Source organism: Piscinibacter lacus (assembly GCF_016735685.1).
Lineage (GTDB): Bacteria > Pseudomonadota > Gammaproteobacteria > Burkholderiales > Burkholderiaceae_C > Aquariibacter > Aquariibacter lacus.
Genome location: NZ_JAERRA010000001.1, coordinates 897634 through 917654, shown reverse-complemented (window position 1 = coordinate 917654; position 20021 = coordinate 897634). Strand labels below are relative to the sequence as shown.

Here is a 20021-nt window from a genome sequence, read left to right as displayed (position 1 = left end):
ATGGCCATGCGCCACCCCCTGCCCTATGCCTTCGCCAAGGCCCACACCCTGCTGCTGGAGGACGACGGCCAGCAGCTCGTGCTGCACTGCGGCCCGGCGCCCGCGCCGGCGGCGCTGGGCGAGCTGAACCGCCTGTTCGAGATCGACCGCATCGAGACCACGCCCGCCGAGGCCCTGGCCCTGCGCATCGCCCGCGCCTACGCCGGCGGCGAATCGAGCGCGGCGGCCGTCGTCGGCGAGGTGGAAAGCGCCGTCGACCTGTCGCGCCTGATGCAGGACCTGCCGGCGGTCGAGGACTTGCTGGAAGCCGCCAACGACGCGCCCATCATCCGCATGCTCAATGCCCTGCTGACGCAGGCCGCCAAGGACGGCGCGAGCGACATCCACATCGAGCCCTACGAGCGCAGCAGCGCGGTGCGCTTCCGGGTCGACGGCACGCTGCGCGAGGTGGTGCAGCCCAACAAAGCCCTGCACGGCGCGCTGATCAGCCGGCTGAAGATCATGGCCGAGCTCGATATCGCCGAGAAACGCCTGCCGCAGGACGGCCGCATCAGCCTGCGCATCGGCGGCCGGGCGATCGACGTGCGCGTCTCCACCCTGCCCAGCGCGCACGGCGAACGCGCGGTGCTGCGCCTGCTCGACAAGGGCGACAGCAGCCGCTACTCGCTCGAATCCCTGGGCATGGCCGGCGAGACGCTGGAGGACTTCAAGCGCCTGGTCGCGCAGCCGCACGGCATCGTGCTGGTCACCGGCCCGACCGGCTCGGGCAAGACGACCACGCTCTACGCGGCCCTGGGCCAGATCGACACCGCCACCACCAATGTGCTGACGGTGGAGGACCCGATCGAGTACGAGCTGCCCGGCATCGGCCAGACCCAGGTCCATCCCAAGATCGACCTGACCTTCGCCAAGGCCCTGCGCGCCATCCTGCGCCAGGATCCGGACGTGATCATGATCGGCGAGATCCGCGACCACGAGACCGCGCAGATCGCCGTGCAGGCCAGCCTGACCGGCCACCTGGTGCTGGCCACCCTGCACACCAACGACGCGCCCTCGGCCGTGACCCGGCTGGTCGACATGGGCATCGAGCCCTTCCTGCTCAGCTCCAGCCTGCTCGGCGTGCTGGCCCAGCGCCTGGTCCGCAAGCTCTGCCCCGACTGCCGCCGCCTGGGCGAGGACGGCCGCTGGCATCCCGTCGGCTGCCCGGCCTGCGGCCACACCGGCTACCGCGGCCGCACCGGCGTCTACGAGCTGATGACCGTCACCCCGGCCGTGCAGGCCCTGGTGCACGAACGGGCGGCCGAATCCGAGATCGCGGCAGCCGCCCGGGCCAGCGGCCTGCGCAGCATGCGCGAGGACGGCGAACGCCTCGTCGCCGAAGGCCAGACCGCGCTGGAAGAGCTGCTGCGCGTCACGCGCGACTGAGAAGGTGTGAACGGACCCACCATGCCCGCTCATGCCGCCCGGAGCCGCCCCCTCGGCGTTGCAAATGCTCGCCGTAGCACGGGCTACGGCTGCGCTTTGCGCCTTGATGGGACGGCTCCGGGCGACCTGCTCGGACACGGCCGGTCCATTCACACCTTCTGAGCCCGCGGCCATGCACTACGAGCACCTGATCCAGGTCACCGACCCGGCCGACCCGCGCATCGAGCCCATGGACCGCGACGCGCTGTGGCGCGGCCTGCTGGCCCGCGTCTACGCCCCCGAGCGCTTCCCCTTCGGCCCCGACGACTGCCGCACCGAAGCCCTGGACGGCAGCACCCGCCCCGAGGACGCGACCCGGCTGCGCCGCGAGCTGCACTACGGCGAGCTGCGCCTGGTCGACGAGGTGACGATCCAGGCCGGCGCCAGCCTGCGCTTCCAGCCCGAGCGGCGCGAGGGCATGCCCGCCATCGTGCTGAGCCTGCGCATCGAGGAACCGCAGCCCGGCCTGCTCTGCCTGCGCTTCGTCTACGCCTCGCCAGCCGAAACCGACGATCCCGAGACCGATGGCCTGCGCCAGCAGGCCTGGCTGGCCGCCGACCGCGACATGGTGCGCACCCTGCGCACCTGGCAGGCGCAGGGGCGGCTCTAGCCCGTCGAAGGCGCCGCTCAGGGCGCCACCGGCTCCACCCCGAACACCGCCGCCAGCCCGGTGAAGCTGGCGAAGGCCAGCACGGTGCTGGCCAGGATGATGCGGGCCACGCGGCCGTTGTCGGCGCCGTGGCGTTCGGCCAGCAGCGAGGCATTACTGGCCGAGGGCAGGGCCGCGGCCAGGGTCAGCACCATCAGGGTGAAGGCCTCCAGCGGCCAGCCCGCGGCGGCCAGGGCCAGGCCGCCGCCGAACATCAGCGCGGGATGGACGAAGAGCTTGATCGCGGCGATCGGCAGCACCTCGGCCGGCGGGGTGCGCTTGTGGGCATGGAGGCCGCTGCGCCACAGCACGGCGCCGATGGTGAAGAGCGCCACGGGGGTGGCGGCGCCGCCGAGCAGTTCGACGATGCGGGCCGCGGGCGCGGGCAGTGCCCAGCCCATGGCCGAGAACAGCGCGCCCAGCGCGATCGCCCAGGGCTGCGGGTTCTTCAGCGGCCCGGCCATCAGGGTGCGCAGGCGCTGCGCCCAGGGCAGGTGGCCGCTGCCCTGCATCTGCGCCAGGGCCAGGCAGACGCCGCTGATGATGAACATGTCGGCCAGCAAGGTGACCATCATGGGCGCGGCGGCGGCCGGCCCGAGCAGGGCCACCATCAGCGGCATGCCCATGAAGCCGGTGTTGGGGAAGGCGGCGACGAAGGCACCGAAGGCCGCGTCCTTCCAGCCCAGGCGGCGGCCGATCCAGCCGCGCCGGCTCATCAGCGCAGTGAGCGCGACGATGAGCAGGCCGCAGGCGGTGTAGAGCAGCAGGGCGCGCGGGTTGAAGACCGCCTCGACCGGCGAGGCCGCGCCGAAGCGGAACAGCATGCAGGGCAGCGCAAAGAACAGCACGAAGGCGTTCAGCCCCGGGATGGCCGCTTCCGGCAGCACGCGGAAGCGGCCGGCCAGCCAGCCGCACAGCACCAGGGCGAAGAAGGGCAGGGTGACGGCGAGGAGCGGCGGCATGTCAGCGGCGGCGCTGCATGGCCTCGATCACGGCCTGGTAGCGCGGCGCGGGGACGGGGCCGGCCGGATCCTGGTCGACCCGTTCGAGCAGGCTGAAGAGGCCGAAGCGGGTGGTGTTGGCCTTGAGCGGTGCGATGAAGCCGAAGTGCATCAGCCAGAGCGGCTCGGGGCCGCGGGCCATCTCCTGCTGCATGAAGTCGAACCACTCGCGGTAGAGCTGGCCCATCTCGGGCGAGCGCATGGCATCGACCAAGGCCTCGCGGTAGCGCGGCCCGGCGCGGCCGCTGCCGTCGCCAGCATAGGCGTCGTAGCCGTGGGGCTGGGGGGTCAGGTGCTGGCCGCCCTCGTAGTAAAGGACGGGCAGGCCCAGGGGCTTGGCAACGCGCTCGTGCAGCTTGCGCAGCCAGTCCTTGTCGCGCTCCCAACTGCCGCGCACGGCGGCGGCGATGTCGGCGACGGTGGCTTTCTCGCCCAGGCGGTCGAGCGAGCCGTCGCGACGCACGCCGGCCTCGACCGAGCCGACGAAATCGGACTTGAGGGAGAAGTACCAGGAGGCGGTCATCGCATCGAAGCTGCCGGGCCGCAGGCCTTCGAGCACGCGCTTGCTCTGGTTGAAGGAAGCCGTCTGGCCGCCCGCGACGCGGATCAGGCGGCCGGGGCGCTGGGCGCCGTAGACCTCGGTCCACAGGTCGAGGCAGCGCTGCACATGCCCGGTCATGCGCTCGGGCCACTGGCTGCCGGCCAGCGGGTTGGCGCGCAGCGCATGGGCGCTGGCCTCGCCATGCTTGCCCAGCCACTTGGTCTGGCCAAAGGCCCAGTTCCAGGTCTCGTTGCTGTACTCGACGACCAGCTTGCGCTCGCGGTTCAGGCCGTCGCGGAACAGCGCCGCCATGTGGCGGATGTAGCCGGGGCTGGCACGGTGCGGCACATTGACCCAGCCGTCGAGCCCGGCCGCATTCATCAGCCGGATCATGACTTCGTAGGGCACGCCGCGGCCATCGGCCCAGGTGTAATGGCCCGGCGTCTGGCGGCGGTCGGCGTCGAAGAGTTCGGGCTGGTCCCAATCCCCGCGGCCCTTCTGGCCCCAGTTGTTGGTGGCGCCCCAGTCCATGAAGCGCACCGAATCGAAGGGCTTGAGCGCGCGCAGGAAGGCCGGATTGAAGGGCTGCTCGCGGTGGCTGGCTTCGTGGCCGGGCATCAGCACGCGCAGATCGCGCAGCGGGTCCTCGGGCTTGGATCGGATGAGGTGCAGCACCAGCGGCGCATTGGGGGCGTCCAGGCCCAGCTCGAAAGTCCAGCGGCCCGGGCCTTCGCGTTTCAGCGACTTGGCCCCTTGCAGGAAGCGGATCTCGCCCTGGCCGGCATGCAGCACGGTGTAGCGACCGGTCGGCCAGAGCGAGGCATTGGTCCAGATCGTCTGCACCCAGACCGGCTTGCCATCGACCGTCTGCGGCAGGCCGATGGGGTAGCCATCGGCATCGCAGCGCAGGCGGGCGGCATGGCCGGTGTCCCAGGTGCCGGAGCCGTCGCGGGTCGACCAGGGCCGGGCGATGCGCATCAGGTCGACGAAGGGCAGCTCGGACGACCAGTCGTTGATCAAGCCCAGGTTCACGCCGATGCGGAAGACCGGCCGGCCCGCGCCGCCGGCGGCGGAGGGGGCCAGGGACGCGGGCGTCGCCGGCCCGGCAGCGGCCGGCAGGCTGGCGGCCCCACCCAGGGCCAGGCTGCCGCCGATCCAGTCGCGTCGTGTCCAGCCCTTCTGACTCGTGTTTCTCATGTCTGCCTCTGCGGTTTCGCACGGCCCACTGTACGTGCGAGCCCGAACGGCACCCGGCTAGGATGCCCAGCTTTGCGCGCCCGCAACGGGCGCCGAGGCCCCGCCCCGATGTCCGAAGCCCCTGCCCTCAACCTGGCCCAGATGCAGGCCGTGCATCACCTCGGCGGCCCCTGCCTGGTGCTGGCGGGTGCCGGCTCGGGCAAGACGCGGGTGATCACGCACAAGATCCAGCGCCTGCTGCAGGCGGGGCTGGCGCCCTCGCAGATCGCGGCCATCACCTTCACCAACAAGGCCGCGCAGGAGATGCGCGAGCGCGCCAAGGCCCTGGTCGGCGGCCGGGCGGCCAAGGAGCTGGTGATCGCCACCTTCCATTCGCTGGGCGTGCGCATGCTGCGCGAGGACGGCCAGGCCCTGGGCCTGAAACCGGCCTTCTCCATCCTCGACAGCGACGATGTGCTGGGCCAGATGCGCGAGGCCGGCGGCACCACCGATGCCAAGACCGCCCGCCACTGGCAGTGGACGATCAGCCTGTGGAAGAACCAGGGCCTGACGCCCGAACAGGGCCTGGCCGCCGCAGCCGACGAGGACGAGCGCGTGGCCGCCATCGTCTGGGGCAAGTACCAGGAACGGCTGCAGGCCTACCAGGCGGTGGACTTCGACGACCTGATCGGCCTGCCGGTGGCGCTGCTGGAGAAGAACCCCAGCGTGCGCGAGAAATGGCAGCGCAGCCTGCGCCATGTGCTGGTCGACGAGTACCAGGACACCAATGCCCAGCAGTACCAGTTGCTGAAGATGCTGGTCGGCGGCGGCGATGGCAAGCCCTCGGCGCGGCCGGCCCTGTTCACCGCGGTGGGCGACGACGACCAGAGCATCTACGGCTGGCGCGGCGCGACCATCGACAACCTCAAGCGCCTGCCGCTGGACTACCCCGAGCTGACCGTCATCCCGCTGGAGCAGAACTACCGCTCGACCAGCGCCATCCTGCGCGCGGCCAATGCGGTGATCGCGGCCAACCCGAAGATCTTCGAGAAGAAGCTGTGGAGCGACCTGGGCGAAGGCGAGCCGGTGCGCGTGCAGCCCTGCGACGGCGAGGAGCATGAGGCCGAGCGCGCCGTGGCCCGCATCCAGAGCCTGCGCGCCGGCGCCAGCACGGCCGGCGGCGGCCAGGCCTGGAAGGACTTCGCCATCCTCTACCGCGCCAACCACCAGGCCCGGGCGATCGAGCAAAAGCTGCGCGCCGCGCAGATTCCCTACAAGGTCTCGGGCGGCCAGAGCTATTTCGACCGCGCCGAGATCAAGGACCTCTGCGCCTGGCTGCGCCTGCTGGTCAACCCGGACGACGACCCCGCCTTCCTGCGCGCCGTGACCACGCCCAAGCGCGGCATCGGCCACCAGACCCTGGGCGCCCTGGGCGAGTTCGCGGGGCGCTGGAAGGTCTCGATGTTCGAAGCCCTGTTCGCCGACAGCCTGGAAGCCACGCTCAGCAAGAAGGCCGTCGGCTCGCTGCACGAGTTCGGCCGCTATGTGAACGACCTGGCGCACCGCGCCGGCCACACCGCCGGCGCCGAGGATGCCAAGGTGCTGCTCATGGGCTGGCTGAGCGACATCGGCTACGAGCAGCACCTGCGCGACCACGAGGAGAGCGAGAAGCTGGCCACCGCCCGCTGGGGGAATGTGCTGGACTTCGTCGATTGGATCGCCAAGCGCTGCGGCGGCGAGATCGACGCCACCGGCGGCGCCACCTTCGAGACCGAGCGCAAGACGGTGCTCGAAGTCGCGCAGACCATCAGCGTGATCCTGAGCCTGGCCGAGCGCGGCGACGACCAGGACGTGGTCACCCTGTCCACCCTGCATGCGGCCAAGGGCCTGGAGTGGCCGCATGTGATTCTGGCCGGCGTGAACGAGGGTCTGCTGCCCTTCCGCAGCGAGGAGACCGAGGGCGTGGACGCCGCCGACATGGCGCAGCGCATCGAGGAGGAACGGCGTCTGATGTATGTGGGCATCACCCGCGCGCGCCGCACCCTGCTGGTGAGCTGGCTCACCCGGCGCAAGCGCGGGCGGGACATGGTCAAGGGCAGCCCGAGTCGCTTCATCGGCGAGATGAAGCTCGACGAGGCGACCACCAAGGAAGACCCACGCGAGAAGCTCAAGGCCCTGCGCGCGGAATTCGCGGCGCGGGCCGCGGCGGCGCCGAAACCGGCGGCTTGAGCGCCGGGGCGGGCTGGCCCCGGTCTCGCACTCACCCTCGCTCCCGCCCCCTGCGGCTCCTGCGGGCGCGGCGGCTGCGGCTCAGGGCGCCGGGCAGTCCGGCGCGGTGTCGGGCAGGCGGTGCAGGGTGAAGACGCCGCCGCCGTCCAGGTCGCGGTAGCGGTGGTGGCGCGGGCCGAGCTCGACGATCTCAGTGCAGTAGCGCGCGCCGGGCGGCAACCAGAACGCGCCCTCGGCGCGCAGCACCCGGTAGCACATGCGCCGGCCCGCCATCTCCACCTGGCCCAGGCCGTCGAAGGCCTGGCGGCTGTCGGGCGTGCGGCCGCACATGCGCAAGCGGCCGTCCGGCGTGAAGCGGTCGTGCGCCCAGCAACTGCGGCCGCCGTCCTCGCTGTTGCACCACAGGCCCTGCAGCGCGGCCTGCAAGGCCGGCCCTTCGGGCATGGGGGGCGTGAGGGCGCAGGCGGACAGCAGCGCAAGCAGCGGGACGACCCGCGCGACCCGGCCGAACCGCGCCGGGCCGCGGGGCCGGCGCGCGGCGCCGATCGGTGAGGCGAAGAACCGCTTCATGGCAAGGACGCCTCGCTCGGGCAAGGGCCGTGGCGCTGGCGGAAATCGCGCGGGCGCTCGGCGGCCGGATCGGCGAAGAGCCCGCGCCGCGCGACACGGGCGGCGGCTTCCTCGCGGGCATAGGGGCCGGGATCGTCGCGGTAGCGGGCCGACCAGGCATGGCCCTCGCGCACCAGGCGCGCGCCCAGGTCCTCGCCCGCCAACTGCAAGCTGACCAGCGGGCGACCGTAGGCATCCTGCGCGCCGCGGTCCACCCGCACGCGCCGCTTCAGCACCCAGCCGGCGAGGGCTGCGCGGGCGGCCTCGCCATGCGGCTGGCAGCGCTCGGGCGCATCCAGGCCGACCAAGCGCAGCTTGATCGGCCGGCCGCGGCGGCCGTCCTCGCGCTGCGGCGCCAGCCAGAGCGTGTCGCCGTCACTGACGCGGGTGACCCAGCCGTCGAGCACCTCGGCCCGTGCCGCGAGCGACGCGGCCGCGAGGAGCAGCCCGGCCATCAGCCCCCGCGGCAGCGCGCCACTCAGGCCCGGCCCGACCACCACCACCCCAAAGCCAGGCCGCCCAGCAGCAGCCAGATCAGCACGATGAAGACGGCACCCGCCCGCCACTTTGGCGCCCGCGCGTTGCGGCTGTCGGCCTCCTGCTGGGCTTCGGTCAGGCAGGCCTGCCAGAGCGGCTTGGGCGCCAGAGCCACGGCCAGGGCCAGGCCCAGGGGCAGCAGCAGCAGTTCGTCGAGCAGGCCGAGCACGGGGATGAAGTCGGGGATCAGGTCGATGGGGCTCAGCGCATAAAGCAGCACCAGGCCGGCAACGGCCTTGGACGGCCAGGGCGTGTCGGCATGCCGCAACAGCTTCCACAGCGCGAAGACGCGGATCTTGAGGGCGCGGCGGGCCGCCGGGCCGGCCAGGGCGGTGAACCAGGACATGCCCAAAGTATGGCCGCCGAAGCGGGCCGAAGCCCCCTGCGCCCCCGCCGGCTCCGGGCGGAAAGCTGCCTGCCGGAGGCCCGATCCGGCTACATTTGAGGGGTGGACAGGCCGCTGGCCTTTGCCGACCGAGGGTCGGCCTTCTTGCTGCCCCCGACCTGCTCCGTTTCAGCCTGACCGCGAAAGCTTGTCGCGGTCTTTTGTTTTGGGGTGGGCTCCGTGCCCCCCGAGGAGCTCGGTGGATGAGTAAAGAAGACCTGATCGAAATGAACGGCAAGGTGGACGAGGTGCTGCCGGACGCGCGCTACCGCGTCACGCTGGAAGGCGGCGCCCAGTTGATCGCCTATGCGGCGGGCAAGATGCGCAAGCACAGCATCCGCATCCTGGCCGGCGACAGCGTCTCGCTCGAACTCTCGCCCTACGACCTGACCAAGGGCCGGATCACTTTCCGTCACCTGGAGCCGCGGAGCGGCGGCGGGGGCGGCGGCGGCCCGCGCCGGACTTTCCGCCGCTGATTGCGTTCTCGGACGCGAGGCCCAGGGCCGCCAGGCCCTCGGCGCGCGTTGTGTCCGGTTCGCCGAGCGCCCGCAGCATCCGGTCCAGCCGCTGGGCCAGTTGCTCGGTGCTCAACCGCTCGCGCAGTCGTTCGACGCGCAGCGGCAGGCTGAAGGGGCTGGGCCCGTCCAGGGCCACCCGCTCAAGCCGGAGGCCCTGCATGCGTTGCAGCGTGGCCCGCAGACGCCCCAGGTCCAGCTCCTGCGCCAGCACCTCCGCCTCGGCTTGGCCGAGCAGGCGGTTGCCGGCATCGTGCTTGCGGAAGACCTCGTAGAAGAGCTTGCTGGAGGCCTGGAGCTGCCGGGTCGACTTCGGTGCGCCCGGGTAGCCGGTGAAGATCAGGCCGGCCACGCGGGCGATCTCGCGGAAGCGGCGTTGCGCCAGTTCGCCGGTGGCCAGGCTGGCCAGCACATCGTCGAGCAGGTCGGCGGTGGACCACAGCCGCCCCGGCGCCCCCGGGCCGCAGGCGGTGCCGATCGGCCCATCGGGCAGGCCGAGCGCGTCCAGGTCCGGCGGCTCGGCCGCAAGCAGCTCGAAGCCCAGGTCGTTGACGGCGAGGCTGAAGGTGTTGGGCTGCTCGCGCGCCCAGCGCCAGGCCAGCAGCGAGGCCAGGCCCAGGTGCACATGCCGCCCGGCAAAGGGGTAGATGCAAACATGGAAGCCCTCGGCCGTGCGCTCGTGCTCGACCAGCAGGGTGCTGGGCGTCGGCAGGCGGGAGCGCTGGACCTGGGTGGCCAGCATCGGCCAGGCGGCGCGCAGCTCGGGCTCGTCCAGGTCCGGCGGCGGCTGCTCGCGGCCGGGGGCCGCTTCCAGCGCGGGGCGCACCGATTCCAGCACCTCCAGCACCGCATCGGCCAGTTCGGTCGACAGCGGCATCTTGCCGCCCTGCCAGGTCGGCACGGTGCCGCTGCGGGCGGTGGCCGGGCGGACCAGCGCCCGCATCTCGTGCACCCGCACCAGCTCCAGCAGGCGACCGGCGAAGACAAAGGCATCGCCGGGCTGCAGCCGGGCGATGAAGCCCTCCTCGATGCTGCCGAGCGAGCCGCCCCCGCCCGCCGCGCGGCTGGCCCAGACGACCTGCATGGACGCGTCGCTGACGATGGTGCCGATGGCCATGCGGTGGCGGCGCGCGATGCCGCGGTCCGGCACGCTGGCGCGCAGGCTGCCGTCGGCCGCAGGGCCGACGCGCAGGCGGTGGTACTCCGGGTAGGCGCCCAGGCTGGCGCCGCCGTGCTCGACGAAATCCAGCGCCCAGCGAAAGGCCTCCAGGCCGAGCGAGCGGTAGGCCGGCGCGCGGCGCACTTCCTCGAACAGGGCCGGCGCATCGTGGGCGCCGGGCAGGCCGGGCCGCGGCTCGACCGGGAAGCCGCCGCCGAGCGCGACGGTGACCAGGTGCTGCACCAGCACGTCCAGCGGCGCCTCGGGGCCATGGCGCGGCTCGATGCGGCCGGCCTGCACGGCACGCCGCGCGGCCACGGCTTCCAGCAGCTCCAGGGTGTTGGTGGGCACCAGGGTCAGGCGGCTGGGCCGGCCCGGCGCATGGCCGCTGCGACCGGCGCGCTGCAAGAGGCGGGCAATGCCCTTGGCTGAGCCGATCTGCAGCACGCGCTCGACCGGCAGGAAGTCCACCCCCAGGTCCAGTGAGGCGGTGGCGACCACGGCCTTCAGGCTGCCCTCCTTGAGCCCCGCCTCGACCCAGGCCCGCACGGCGGGATCGAGCGATCCATGGTGCAGCGCGACCAGGCCGGCCCAGTCCGGCCGGGCCTCCAGCAGGAGCTGATACCAGATCTCGGCCTGCGAGCGGGTGTTGGTGAAGACCAGGGCGGTGCCGGCGCCCTCCAGTTCAGCGACCAGCGGCGCCAACATCTGCCGGCCCAGGTGGCCGGCCCAACTGAAGCGGCCGGGCCGGGCGGGCAGCAGGGTGTCGATGCGCAGGGTCTTGTCGATGCGGCCCTGCACCAGCACGGGCTGCGGGGCGCCGGACGGTGCCTCGGCGCCCTCACCCAGGGGCTGCGGCGGCGCGCCGAGCAGGGTCTCGCCCGCGCCGGCCAGATTGCCCAGGGTGGCCGACAGGCCCCAGACCAGCAGGCCCGGGTTCCAGCCGCGCAGCCGGGCCAGGGCGAGCTGAAGCTGCACGCCGCGCTTGCTGGCGATCAGCTCATGCCATTCGTCGGCGATCAGCACATCGACGCCGGCCAGCTCCTCGGCCGCATGCTCGCGGGCCAGCATCAGGCTGAGCGATTCGGGCGTGGTGACGAGCACGCTGGGCCAGCGGCGGTCCTGGCGCGCGCGCTCGGCGGCCGGCGTGTCGCCGCTGCGCAGGCCGGCCGTCCAGGCCGGGGCCAGATCGGCCAGCGGCGCCTGCAGCGCGCGCAGGGTGTCGGCCGCCAGCGCCCGCATGGGCGTGACCCAGATCAGCTTCAGCGGCGGCGCAGCGCGGGCCGCCAGCAGGCCCTGGCGCGCCGCGCGGGCCAGGGCGCCCAGGGCCACTGCATAGGTCTTGCCCGAGCCGGTGCTGGCATGTAGCAGGCCGCTGCGGCCGTCGGCCATCGCCGCCCAGACCTGGCGCTGGAAGGCGAAGGGCTGCCAACCGCGGGCCGCGAACCAGGCTTCGCCGGGCAAGGCCTCTTGCGCGGGTGGCGCTGGCTGTGGCGCCGCCGTGACTGCGGCTGCGGCTGGGGTTGACGGTGCGGGTGAGCGCGGCATGGGGCCGGCAGGCTAGCAGCCGCCGCGCCTGGCCCGCCGAGCCGGGGCTTTGGGCGGGGCGGGCGGGGCCGGGCGCGCAGGCACCGCAGCAAGCCACAGGCCGATCCGTGCCGGTGGTCGCGCGGCGCAAGCACCGGGCACGCCCCCTGCGTGCGGGGCGGATCGGCCCCATGGGGCGCTTACCATCCGCGCGCTTCCGACTCCCGTCCACCATGCCCCTCGATTCCGCCCTGCCCTCTTTCGTGCCCGCTGGCGCGCCGGCCGACCTGACGGTGGCCCTGGTGAGCTACCGCTCGCTGAGCTTTTTGCCGCGCTGCTTCGAGACCCTGCGCGTCGCCAGCGCCGGCCTGCGGGTGCGGGTGGTGGTGGTCGACAACGCCAGCGGCGACGGCGGCCTCGAATGGCTGGCCACGCATGCGCCCGATGCCGTGGTGATCGCCAATGCCGACAACGTCGGCTTCGGCCGGGCCAACAACCAGGTGCTGCCGCTGCTGGGCGAGGAGCCGCTGCTGCTGCTCAACACCGATGCCTTCGTCGCCCCCGACAGCCTGCACGCCGCGCTGGCTGCGCTGGCGGCCGATCCGGCCCTGGGCCTGCTCGGCGTGCGCCTGGTCGACGAGAACGGGCTGCCGGCGCCAGCGGCCCGCCACTTTCCCGGCCTGGTCTCGGGCTTCGCCCAGAAGGTCGGGCTCAAGCGCGGCGACCCGCATGCCGACGAACTGGTTGCCGACCCGGCCACCACGCCCGGCGCGCCGGCCCTGCGCCCCTGCGACTGGGTGGTGGGCTGTTTCTACTTGGTGCGCGGCGCGGTGCTGCGGCAGGTCGGCCTGTTCGACCCGCGCTACTTCCTCTATTTCGAGGAAGTCGACCACTGCCTGCGCACCCGCCAGGCCGGCTGGCAGATCGCCTGCCTGGCCACCACCACGGTCGTCCACGTAGGCGGCGGCAGTGCGGCGCAGATGCCGGGCTTTGCCGCCGGGGCGCGGCAGGTCTCGGTGCTGCAAGTGGAAAGCGCCCTGCTCTACTGGCGCAAGCATGGCGGCCTGCTTGGCCTGATGACGGCCCTGGGCCTGGGCCTGCTGGCCGATGCGGTGCTGGCGCTCAAGGCCTGGGCCAAGGCCCGGCTCGGCCGGGGCGCGGCCGGCGATGCCGCCGTGCATGCCCGCAACGCCCGCCAGTGGTGGACGCTGGCCCGGGCGACCGGCTTCGGCACCCGGCCGACGCGCTGAGACCGGAAGCCGCGCCATGACCTTCGACCATCTCCGCGCCGACCTGCGCGCCCACCGGGGCGACTGGGGCGCCCAGGGCTTCTGGGCCCTGGCGGTCTACCGCTTCGGACGCTGGCGCTACACCGTGCGCTCGCCCTGGCTGCGCAAGCCGCTGTCCCTGGTCTACAAGCTGCTGTTCAAGCTGGTGCAGGTGCTGACCGGCATCGAGCTGCCCTGCGAGGCCGAGATCGGCCCCGGCTTCGTCATCGACCACAGCGGCGGCATCGTCATCAGCGGCTACGCCAAGTTCGGCGCGCACTGCCGCATCCGCAACGGCGTGGTGGTCGGTCTGGCCCGGGTGGACGAGCCCTGTGCGCCGGTCATCGGCGACCATGTCGACATCGGCACCGGCGCGGTGCTGCTGGGCCGCATCACCGTGGGCGACCACAGCCTGATCGGCGCGAATGCCGTGGTGGTGAAGGACGTGCCGCCCTGGTCGATCGCGGTCGGCGTGCCGGCCGTGGTGCGGCCGCGCAAGGACCGGCCGCAAGCTGCGGGTGCCGATCCGGCCAGCGCAAGCACCGGTCCGGCCGATCCCGCGGACCCGGAGACCTGAAGCCGCCGGCTCAGGCCGTCAGGATCCAGCCCTCCAGCGGGTCCACCGCTTCCGGCCAGCCATGGCGGGGCTGCCCGGTCGCCCAGGCCGCCTGCACCAGGCAGAGCACGGCATCGAGCCGGTCGCCGCTGGCATCGGCCACCAGGGCCTCGGCCTGGGCCGGGCTCAGCTTGAGCCGCAGGCCGAGGCGGCTGCGGCCCTGCTCCAGGGCATCGACCAGGTCCTTGCGGGCGATCAGGCGCTCGGGCGTCTGGCGGGCTGCGTCGTCGCTCTTGTAGCTGCGCGTGCCGATCAGCTCGCGGGCCAGCAGGCCGGGATAAGCCTCCAGGGCCAGACGCTGCGGGTCGCGGCCCGGCCCTTCGCACAGGCCCGGCAGACTCAGGCCGGCGGCCAGCAGGCGCGGCGCGCCGGCGTGCAGCATCCAGGCCACCGGCGGGTTGACCCATTTCATCGAGGGGCTGGAGCCGGCCGGCCGGTCGCAGGCGCGGTGGGCGAACTTGCCGCCCGCCGGGCGCGCATCGCACCAGGCCTTGAAGACCTCGCGGAGCGCCGCGCGCTCCATCCCCGCGTAGTGGGTGATCAGCGCAGGCCAGTCCTGCGGCCAGCCCAGGCTGTCGACCAGTTCGCGCGGCAGGCCGAAGGGCAGGTCGAAGCCGCCCAGCCAGGGGCCGGGCCGGGCCAGCAGGGCCTCGAAATCGTCCAGCGTCGGCAGGGCTTCCAGGCGATCGAGCCGCAGCACCGCGCCGGCCCGGCGGCCGTGGGCGACGGTGATGGGCTTGCGGCGGCTGGGCGCGCTGCTGAAGTCGACCCCGAGCAGCGGGCCGTCGAAGCCCGCGCTCATGGCCCGGGGCTCAGAAGGCGTGCCGCCACTTGGCCGACAGCAGCCAGCTGCGCGGGGCGCCCGGCTCGAAGAAGCGGCTGTTGCCCTCGTTGACGATCACGCTGCCGGCGTACTCGCGGCCGAACAGGTTGTCCACCCGGGCCAGCAGTTCGATGCGGCTGCGGCCGGCCAGCGGGATGGTGTGCTGCGCCCGCACGGCCACGGTCGACCAGGCGCCGGCGAAGTCGCTGTTCGCATCGTTCACCGCCACCTTATCGCGGAACTGGACTTCGGTGGCGAGCTCCGTGCGCTCGCTGGCCAGGGGCCGCCAGGCCAGCTCGGCAAAGGCGCTGCGCGGCGAGGTGCCGGCGATGCGGTTGCCGGCCACCACGCTGCCGACGCTGTCGTCGTAGGTGGCATGCAGCCAGGTCAGGGCCAGGGTGCTGCGCAGCTCGCGGTTGATCTGCCAGCCGGCGGCGATCTCGGCGCCGCGGCGGGTGGTGTCGCCAACGTTCTGGAAGACCGAGCGGCCGCCGGTGTTGCTGAGCACGCCGATCTCGTTCTCGGTCTTGGCCGAGAAGATCGCGGCATCCACGCTCAGGCCGGTGCCGGCCGGCCGCCACTTGGCGCCCAGCTCGACCTGGGTGCTCTCCTGCGCCTTCAACTCGCTGTTGAGGCCGCTGCCGGTGCTGCGGTAGGCCAGCTCATTGAGCGTCGGCGACTCGAAGCCCTGGCCGGCGCTGAGGTAGAGGTTGAGCGTGGGCGTGGCTCGGAACTGCAGGGCCGCCACCGGGTTGGTGTAACGATCGCTCGTCGAGCCCGAGTCGTCGCCGTTGCCCATCACGATGAAGCGGTCGCGCGAGCGGAAATCGACCTCGCCGCTGCGCAGGCCGAGGGTGGCCGTCCAGCGCTCGCTCAGGTCCAGCTCGCCCTGGGCATAGACATCGGTGGTGGTGACGCGGTTGGTCTCGTCGCGGCGCAATTCGCCCAGCACGCCGAGCTGCTGGGTGCCGCCGGTGCCGATGAAGTTGCGGAAGCCGCGACGGTCGTCCTCGGCCTCCTCGTGCGCGGCACCGACGACCAGGCTGGCGCGGCGCTCGCCGGCCAGCGTCCAGCGGAAGGCCAGGCGGGCATCGAGGCCAAAGTAGTCGCGCTCGAAATCGATCACGCCGCCGGGGCTGGTGGCCGCGGCCTGGGCCCCCGTGGGGATGGACTGGAACTGCCGCACCTCGCGCGTGCCGGTGTAGGCGGTGACGGCGCTTTCCTTCAGGGGGCCGGCGGCCTCGAAACGGTGGCGCCAGCTCGCGCCGATCTGGGTCTGCTCGACCGTCTTGCGGGTGTTGAAGCGGCTGGGCTGGCCGGGCGCGTCCTGCGGCAGGGCGATGGTGGCCGTCTGGTAGGGGTTGGCATCGAAGGCCGCGCGGGTGAGGCCCAGCGGGTCGTCGGCCGGCTGGTCGACATGGTTGAGCTGCACGACCACGGTGTCCTGCGCGCCGGTCCAGCCCAGGCGGATGTTGCCCAGGGTGCGCTCGGCCTCGCTCTGCGGGCGGAAGCCGTCGGTCTCGAACTTCGACACGCTGGCGCGCAGGTCGAAGCCGCGGCCCGGCGTGTCCGACAGCGGGGTCTGAAGGGTCGCGCGGACCTGGCGCACGCCGTCGTCGCCGACATCGCCGTCAAGCTGGAGGTAGCGCTCGCGCACCGGCGCGCTGAACAGCGAGATCACGCCGCCCGAGCTGTTGCCGTAGAGGGCGCTGAAGGGGCCGCGCAGCACCTCGATACGCTGCGCGCCGGCGAGATCGAAGTGCGAGACCTGGCCCGAGCCGTCGGGCATCGAGGCCGGGATGCCATCGGTGTACAGGCGGATGCCGCGCACGCCGAAGCTGGAGCGCGCGCCGAAGCCGCGCGAGTTGATCTGCAAGTCCTGCGCATAGTTGCTGCGGTTGGCCACCGTCAGGCCGGGCACGCGGGCCAGGGTCTCGGACAGATTGAGCAGCAGGCCGCCCTTCTTCAGCGTCTCGGCATCGACGATGTCGACCGAGTAGGGCGTGTCGAAGGCACGCTGCTCGAAGCCCTTGCCGCTGATGACCACCGTGGCCAGATCGGCCGCGGGTTCGGCGGTCTGGGCCTGGAGGCTCGCTGCGAACAGGGTGACGGCCAGCGCGACGGGCTGGCGGACGAAAGCAAGGTGGGCACGCATCGAAAGGTCTCCGGGTCGGTCGCAGGGCCTGAGGCTTCCGGAGGAAGCAGGCCGGCGGGCGCCGGGACTCTAGGGGCTCGGGGCGTGAGCCGCCTCCAGAAAATCTGCAATCGCACGGGGGGCGATGCGCGGAAGAGACGCCGGGCGACTGTGCTTGCCAGCCTTGCCCCACGCCCGGCCTTGCAAGGCCGGGCGCTTCGTCAGGCACGGACGGCGGCGCAGGCCGCCACCCGTGTCCCGACTCAGCCCGCTCGCCCGATGATGGACGCGGTAGCGATCAGCTCTTCCAGCAAGGCCATCGAGACCTTGCCCGAGACGCTGTAGGGATCGAGCTGCGGCTTCTCGCTGTACTTCAGCAGGATGGACGGGTTGATCTTGGCCAGGTTGACCTGGCCCATGGTCCAGCCGGCGAAGCGGCGCTCCGACACTTCCTCGTAGTGCAGCACCTCGACGCGGACATGGCGCGGGTCGCTGGCAATCGTGTTGTAGAGGGTGTTGACCGTGCCGCGGCCGCCTTCGAGCACCTGCATGAAGATGTCGCCGCCCCAGCACAGGATGCCGGTGATGCCCAGCGAGGGGTTGTGCACGCGCGACTGGGCCAGGATGGCGTCGACCGTGGCTTGCGTGACCGGCTCGCTCGCCCGGCTGGCGTAGAGCAGACGTACCAGCATCTCAGGCCTTCTTGTGGTTGACGAGCGAGAGGAATTCGCGCCGCAGGTTGGCGTCCTTCAGGAAGCTGCCGCGCATCACGCTGTTGATCATCTTGGAATCCATGTCCTTCACGCCGCGCCACTGCATGCAGAAGTGGTCGGCCTCCATCACGATGGCGAGGCCGTCGGGATTGATCTTGTCTTGCAGCAGGTCGGCCACCTGGGTGACAGCCTCTTCCTGGATCTGCGGCCGGCTCATGATCCATTCCGCCAGGCGGGCGTACTTGGACAGGCCGATCAGGTCCGAGTGCTCGTTGGGCATCACGCCGATCCAGACCCGGCCCATGATGGGACAGAAGTGGTGGCTGCATGCGCTGCGCACGGTGATCGGGCCGACGATCATCAGCTCGTTGAGGTGCTCGACGTTCGGGAACTCGGTCACCGGCGGCTGCGCCACGTAGCGACCACGGAAGACCTCGCCCAGGTACATCTTGGCCACGCGGCGCGCGGTGTCCTGGGTGTTGTGGTCGTTCTCGGTGTCGATCACCAGGCTTTCCAGCACGCCCTTCATCTTGCCGGCCACCTCGTCGAGCAGGCGCTCCAGCTCGCCGGGCTCGATGAAGCCGGCGATGTTGTCGTTGGCATGGAAGCGCTGGCGCGAGGCCTTGATGCGCTCGCGGATGCGCTGCGAGACGGGCACGCCGTCCTCGTCATCGGTCGCGGGGGGCAGGTCGGACATCAAGGGATGGGGTGCGTTCATCGAAGGGGCCTCGTCGAGTGCGGCATGGGGCCGCAGCGGGGCCTGGCGCGGGGGCCGGCGCGCGGCGGCCCCCTTGAAGTCGGCGCGGTTGTACCACGCAGCAACTCAGCGCCCGGCCGGTCCGGGCTTGGCCCCGCCGGGCAGCAGGGCCTGGAGCTGGGCCAGGGTGTCGGCCTCGGCCAGGGGCTTGTCCTCGCGCAGCCGCAGCATGCGCGGAAAGCGCAGGGCGATGCCGCTGCGGTGGCGGGCGCTGGGCGCCAGGCCCTCGAAGCCCAGCTCGACGACCAGGGTCGGCACCACGCTGCGCACCGGGCCGAACTTCTCGACGGTGTGGCGGCGGATCTCGCGGTCCACCCGCAGGATCTCGGCATCGCTCAGGCCCGAGTAGGCCTTGGCGAAGGAGAGCAGCTGCAGCGGCTCGGGCTCGCCCGGGGCCGGCGGCGTGCGCGGCGGCGGCGGGCGGCGCTCGGCAATGGCCGCGCAGACCTCGGCGACCTCCTGCGCATCGCGCGGCGGCCGGTTCCACACCGCGAAGCCGTAGTCGGTGTAGAGGCTGGCGCGACGGCCATGGCCGCGCTGCGCATGGATCAGCACGGCATCGACCCGGTAGGGTTCGAGCTTCCACTTCCACCAGCCGCCCTGGCCCTCGCCCGGCTTGCGGCGGCCGACGCCGTAGGGCGTGGCGGCATGCTTGAGCATCAGGCCCTCGAAGCCCAGCGCGCGGGCCTCGGCACGCTGCCGGGCCAGCGCCGGCCAGTCGGCCGCGACAAGCTGCGGCGAGACCGGAAAGGCCCCCGCCGCCGGCCCGCCCGGGCCGAGCAGGGCTTGCAGCCGCGCGCGGCGCTGGTGCTGCGGCTCGGCGCGGCGGTCCACGCCCTCGGACTCCAGCAGGTCATAGGCCCAGAAGCGCACCGGCGCCTCGGCCAGCAGCTTGCGCGGCAGGGTCTTGCGGTTGAGCCGCGTCTGCAGGACGGCGAAGCTGGCCGGCGCCGCCTCGGGCGCGCCGGGCCAGACGAGCAGCTCGCCATCCAGCACGGTGCCCGGCGGCAGCGCGCGGGCGGCGGCCAGCACCTCGGGGAAGCGCTCGCTGACCAGTTCCTCGCCGCGCGACCACAGCCAGACCGCCGGCCCGCCCGGCTCGGTCGCCGGCCGGCAGACGAGCTGGGCGCGGATGCCGTCGGCCTTCCACTCGGCCAGCCAGTCCGTGCAGGGGCCGAGCCGCTCGGCCAGGGCCTCGGGCTCGACCGGCCCGCCGGCCTCCAGCGGATGGGCGAGGAAGAAGGGATAGGGCTGGCCGCCGGCCGGCGCACCGGCCTCGGGCGGGGCGATCAGGGCCAGGTAGCGGGCCGCGTCGATGCGCGCGCCGGCCTCGGTGTAGCCCATCATGCGCTGGGCGACCAGGGTGTCGGGCAGGCCGGCCAGGGCAGCCAGCGCGCGGATCACCGTCTGCCGGCCGACACCGACGCGGAAGCCGCCGCCGATCAGCTTGACGAGCAGGAAGCGGCCCTCGGCCGGCAGGGATTCGAAGGCCGCTTGCAGCGCGGCGTCCTGCAACTCGGGCGCGGCGCCGCGCAGGGGCAGCAGGCGCTGCTCGACCCAGTCGGCCAGGGGCGTGTCGTCCTGCCGCAGCGGCGGCGGCAGGATGTGGGCCAGGGTTTCGGCCAGGTCGCCCACCGCCTGGTAGCAGGCCTCGAACAACCAGTCCGGCAGGCCCGCGAGCCGGCAGGCCAGGGCGCGCAGGCGGGCGGTCGGCACCGTCTGGCGCGGCTTGCCGCCGGCCAGGAAGTAGGCGGCCCAGGCCGCATCGCGCGGCTCGGCGGTCGAGAAATAGGCTTGCAGCGCGGCCAGCTTGGCGCGGCTGGCCGTCTGTCCGTCAAGCTGGGCATAGAGCCTGCTGAAGGCTTGCATGGCACGCGGCCGTCTTCAGGCTTGCCTAGACTGCGGCGGCCCGCTGTCC

Annotated in this window: 17 protein-coding genes; 6 read left to right on the top strand and 11 right to left on the bottom strand. The window is 72.7% G+C overall.

What is annotated here, in order from left to right:
- The first annotated feature begins 6 nt into the window (after positions 1–6).
- Entirely contained in the window at positions 7–1425 is a 1419-nt protein-coding gene (gspE, locus tag JI742_RS04165; protein ID WP_201826344.1) for a type II secretion system ATPase GspE, read from the top strand.
- 172 nt (positions 1426–1597) lie between these two features.
- Entirely contained in the window at positions 1598–2074 is a 477-nt protein-coding gene (locus JI742_RS04160; RefSeq protein WP_201824221.1) for an AtaL-like protein, read from the top strand.
- A 17-nt stretch (positions 2075–2091) separates the two neighbouring features.
- Here JI742_RS04160 and JI742_RS04155 read toward each other — a convergent pair whose 3' ends face one another.
- Both JI742_RS04155 and JI742_RS04150 read right to left on the bottom strand, forming a co-directional pair.
- Positions 2092–3075, bottom strand: coding sequence for an AEC family transporter (locus JI742_RS04155; protein ID WP_201824220.1), 984 nt, complete (start codon positions 3073–3075; stop codon positions 2092–2094).
- A gap of 1 nt (position 3076) precedes the next feature.
- Positions 3077–4852 carry a hypothetical protein gene (locus JI742_RS04150; protein WP_201824219.1) on the bottom strand — a complete coding sequence of 592 codons (1776 nt, stop codon included), beginning with the start codon at positions 4850–4852 and terminating at the stop codon, positions 3077–3079.
- Positions 4853–4960: 108 nt separating this feature from the next.
- Here JI742_RS04150 and JI742_RS04145 point away from each other — a divergent pair, with 108 nt between their 5' ends.
- The gene (locus JI742_RS04145) at positions 4961–7060 is read left to right on the top strand and encodes an ATP-dependent helicase (RefSeq protein WP_201824218.1); all 2100 of its coding nucleotides are present in this window, start codon (positions 4961–4963) and stop codon (positions 7058–7060) included.
- Positions 7061–7141: 81 nt separating this feature from the next.
- Here JI742_RS04145 and JI742_RS04140 read toward each other — a convergent pair whose 3' ends face one another.
- The 3 genes from JI742_RS04140 to JI742_RS04130 are packed head-to-tail and all read right to left on the bottom strand — an operon-like array spanning position 7142 to position 8552.
- A complete protein-coding gene (locus tag JI742_RS04140) occupies positions 7142–7630 on the bottom strand; it encodes a hypothetical protein (protein ID WP_236676772.1) in 489 nt (162 codons plus the stop codon).
- Complete coding sequence (locus JI742_RS04135; protein WP_201824215.1) at positions 7627–8124, bottom strand: thermonuclease family protein; 498 nt, start codon at positions 8122–8124, stop codon at positions 7627–7629. Before JI742_RS04135 ends, JI742_RS04140 begins: the two co-directional genes overlap by 4 nt.
- Before the next feature lie 23 nt (positions 8125–8147).
- Positions 8148–8552 carry a YkvA family protein gene (locus tag JI742_RS04130; RefSeq protein ID WP_201824214.1) on the bottom strand — a complete coding sequence of 135 codons (405 nt, stop codon included), beginning with the start codon at positions 8550–8552 and terminating at the stop codon, positions 8148–8150.
- Positions 8553–8794: 242 nt separating this feature from the next.
- Here JI742_RS04130 and infA point away from each other — a divergent pair, with 242 nt between their 5' ends.
- Positions 8795–9067 (top strand): translation initiation factor IF-1, encoded by a 273-nt coding sequence (gene infA / locus JI742_RS04125; RefSeq protein WP_201824213.1) that lies wholly within the window; start codon positions 8795–8797, stop codon positions 9065–9067.
- Here the strand turns inward: infA and JI742_RS04120 are convergent.
- Entirely contained in the window at positions 8994–11813 is a 2820-nt protein-coding gene (locus tag JI742_RS04120; protein ID WP_201824212.1) for a ligase-associated DNA damage response DEXH box helicase, read from the bottom strand. The genes infA and JI742_RS04120 overlap by 74 nt on opposite strands.
- Before the next feature lie 212 nt (positions 11814–12025).
- On the opposite strand from JI742_RS04120, the gene JI742_RS04115 reads away from it, so the two are divergent.
- Together JI742_RS04115 and JI742_RS14020 are read left to right on the top strand one after the other, a co-directional pair.
- Entirely contained in the window at positions 12026–13042 is a 1017-nt protein-coding gene (locus JI742_RS04115) for a glycosyltransferase family 2 protein (protein ID WP_201824211.1), read from the top strand.
- Between the two features lie 16 nt (positions 13043–13058).
- On the top strand, positions 13059–13637 hold the full coding sequence (locus JI742_RS14020; RefSeq protein ID WP_201824209.1) for a serine O-acetyltransferase: 579 nt from the start codon (positions 13059–13061) through the stop codon (positions 13635–13637).
- A 10-nt stretch (positions 13638–13647) separates the two neighbouring features.
- Here the strand turns inward: JI742_RS14020 and JI742_RS04105 are convergent, their stop codons facing one another.
- The 5 genes from JI742_RS04105 to JI742_RS04085 form a co-directional block, all read right to left on the bottom strand.
- The gene (locus JI742_RS04105) at positions 13648–14478 is read right to left on the bottom strand and encodes a DUF429 domain-containing protein (protein WP_201824207.1); all 831 of its coding nucleotides are present in this window, start codon (positions 14476–14478) and stop codon (positions 13648–13650) included.
- A 10-nt stretch (positions 14479–14488) separates the two neighbouring features.
- Positions 14489–16654, bottom strand: coding sequence for a TonB-dependent receptor family protein (locus JI742_RS04100; RefSeq protein ID WP_201824206.1), 2166 nt, complete (start codon positions 16652–16654; stop codon positions 14489–14491).
- A gap of 242 nt (positions 16655–16896) precedes the next feature.
- Complete coding sequence (locus tag JI742_RS04095) at positions 16897–17325, bottom strand: BLUF domain-containing protein (protein WP_201824205.1); 429 nt, start codon at positions 17323–17325, stop codon at positions 16897–16899.
- A gap of 1 nt (position 17326) precedes the next feature.
- Positions 17327–18064, bottom strand: coding sequence for a GTP cyclohydrolase I (folE, locus tag JI742_RS04090; protein ID WP_236676771.1), 738 nt, complete (start codon positions 18062–18064; stop codon positions 17327–17329).
- Positions 18065–18169: 105 nt separating this feature from the next.
- On the bottom strand, positions 18170–19972 hold the full coding sequence (locus JI742_RS04085) for a cisplatin damage response ATP-dependent DNA ligase (RefSeq protein ID WP_201824203.1): 1803 nt from the start codon (positions 19970–19972) through the stop codon (positions 18170–18172).
- Between the last annotated feature and the right edge of the window lie 49 nt (positions 19973–20021).

Bases quoted from the DNA above. Each gene is read 5' to 3' on its own strand.
- JI742_RS14020 (WP_201824209.1), top strand. From the start codon at position 13,059: ATGACCTTCGACCATCTCCGCGCCGACCTGCGCGCCCACCGGGGCGAC.
- JI742_RS04105 (WP_201824207.1), bottom strand. From the start codon at position 14,478: ATGAGCGCGGGCTTCGACGGCCCGCTGCTCGGGGTCGACTTCAGCAGC.
- JI742_RS04155 (WP_201824220.1), bottom strand. From the start codon at position 3,075: ATGCCGCCGCTCCTCGCCGTCACCCTGCCCTTCTTCGCCCTGGTGCTG.
- JI742_RS04135 (WP_201824215.1), bottom strand. From the start codon at position 8,124: ATGGCCGGGCTGCTCCTCGCGGCCGCGTCGCTCGCGGCACGGGCCGAG.
- JI742_RS04140 (WP_236676772.1), bottom strand. From the start codon at position 7,630: ATGAAGCGGTTCTTCGCCTCACCGATCGGCGCCGCGCGCCGGCCCCGC.
- JI742_RS04130 (WP_201824214.1), bottom strand. From the start codon at position 8,552: ATGTCCTGGTTCACCGCCCTGGCCGGCCCGGCGGCCCGCCGCGCCCTC.
- JI742_RS04120 (WP_201824212.1), bottom strand. From the start codon at position 11,813: ATGCCGCGCTCACCCGCACCGTCAACCCCAGCCGCAGCCGCAGTCACG.
- gspE (WP_201826344.1), top strand. From the start codon at position 7: ATGCGCCACCCCCTGCCCTATGCCTTCGCCAAGGCCCACACCCTGCTG.
- JI742_RS04160 (WP_201824221.1), top strand. From the start codon at position 1,598: ATGCACTACGAGCACCTGATCCAGGTCACCGACCCGGCCGACCCGCGC.
- JI742_RS04100 (WP_201824206.1), bottom strand. From the start codon at position 16,654: ATGCGTGCCCACCTTGCTTTCGTCCGCCAGCCCGTCGCGCTGGCCGTC.
- JI742_RS04095 (WP_201824205.1), bottom strand. From the start codon at position 17,325: ATGCTGGTACGTCTGCTCTACGCCAGCCGGGCGAGCGAGCCGGTCACG.
- JI742_RS04145 (WP_201824218.1), top strand. From the start codon at position 4,961: ATGTCCGAAGCCCCTGCCCTCAACCTGGCCCAGATGCAGGCCGTGCAT.
- JI742_RS04085 (WP_201824203.1), bottom strand. From the start codon at position 19,972: ATGCAAGCCTTCAGCAGGCTCTATGCCCAGCTTGACGGACAGACGGCC.
- JI742_RS04150 (WP_201824219.1), bottom strand. From the start codon at position 4,852: ATGAGAAACACGAGTCAGAAGGGCTGGACACGACGCGACTGGATCGGC.
- JI742_RS04115 (WP_201824211.1), top strand. From the start codon at position 12,026: ATGCCCCTCGATTCCGCCCTGCCCTCTTTCGTGCCCGCTGGCGCGCCG.
- infA (WP_201824213.1), top strand. From the start codon at position 8,795: ATGAGTAAAGAAGACCTGATCGAAATGAACGGCAAGGTGGACGAGGTG.
- folE (WP_236676771.1), bottom strand. From the start codon at position 18,064: ATGAACGCACCCCATCCCTTGATGTCCGACCTGCCCCCCGCGACCGAT.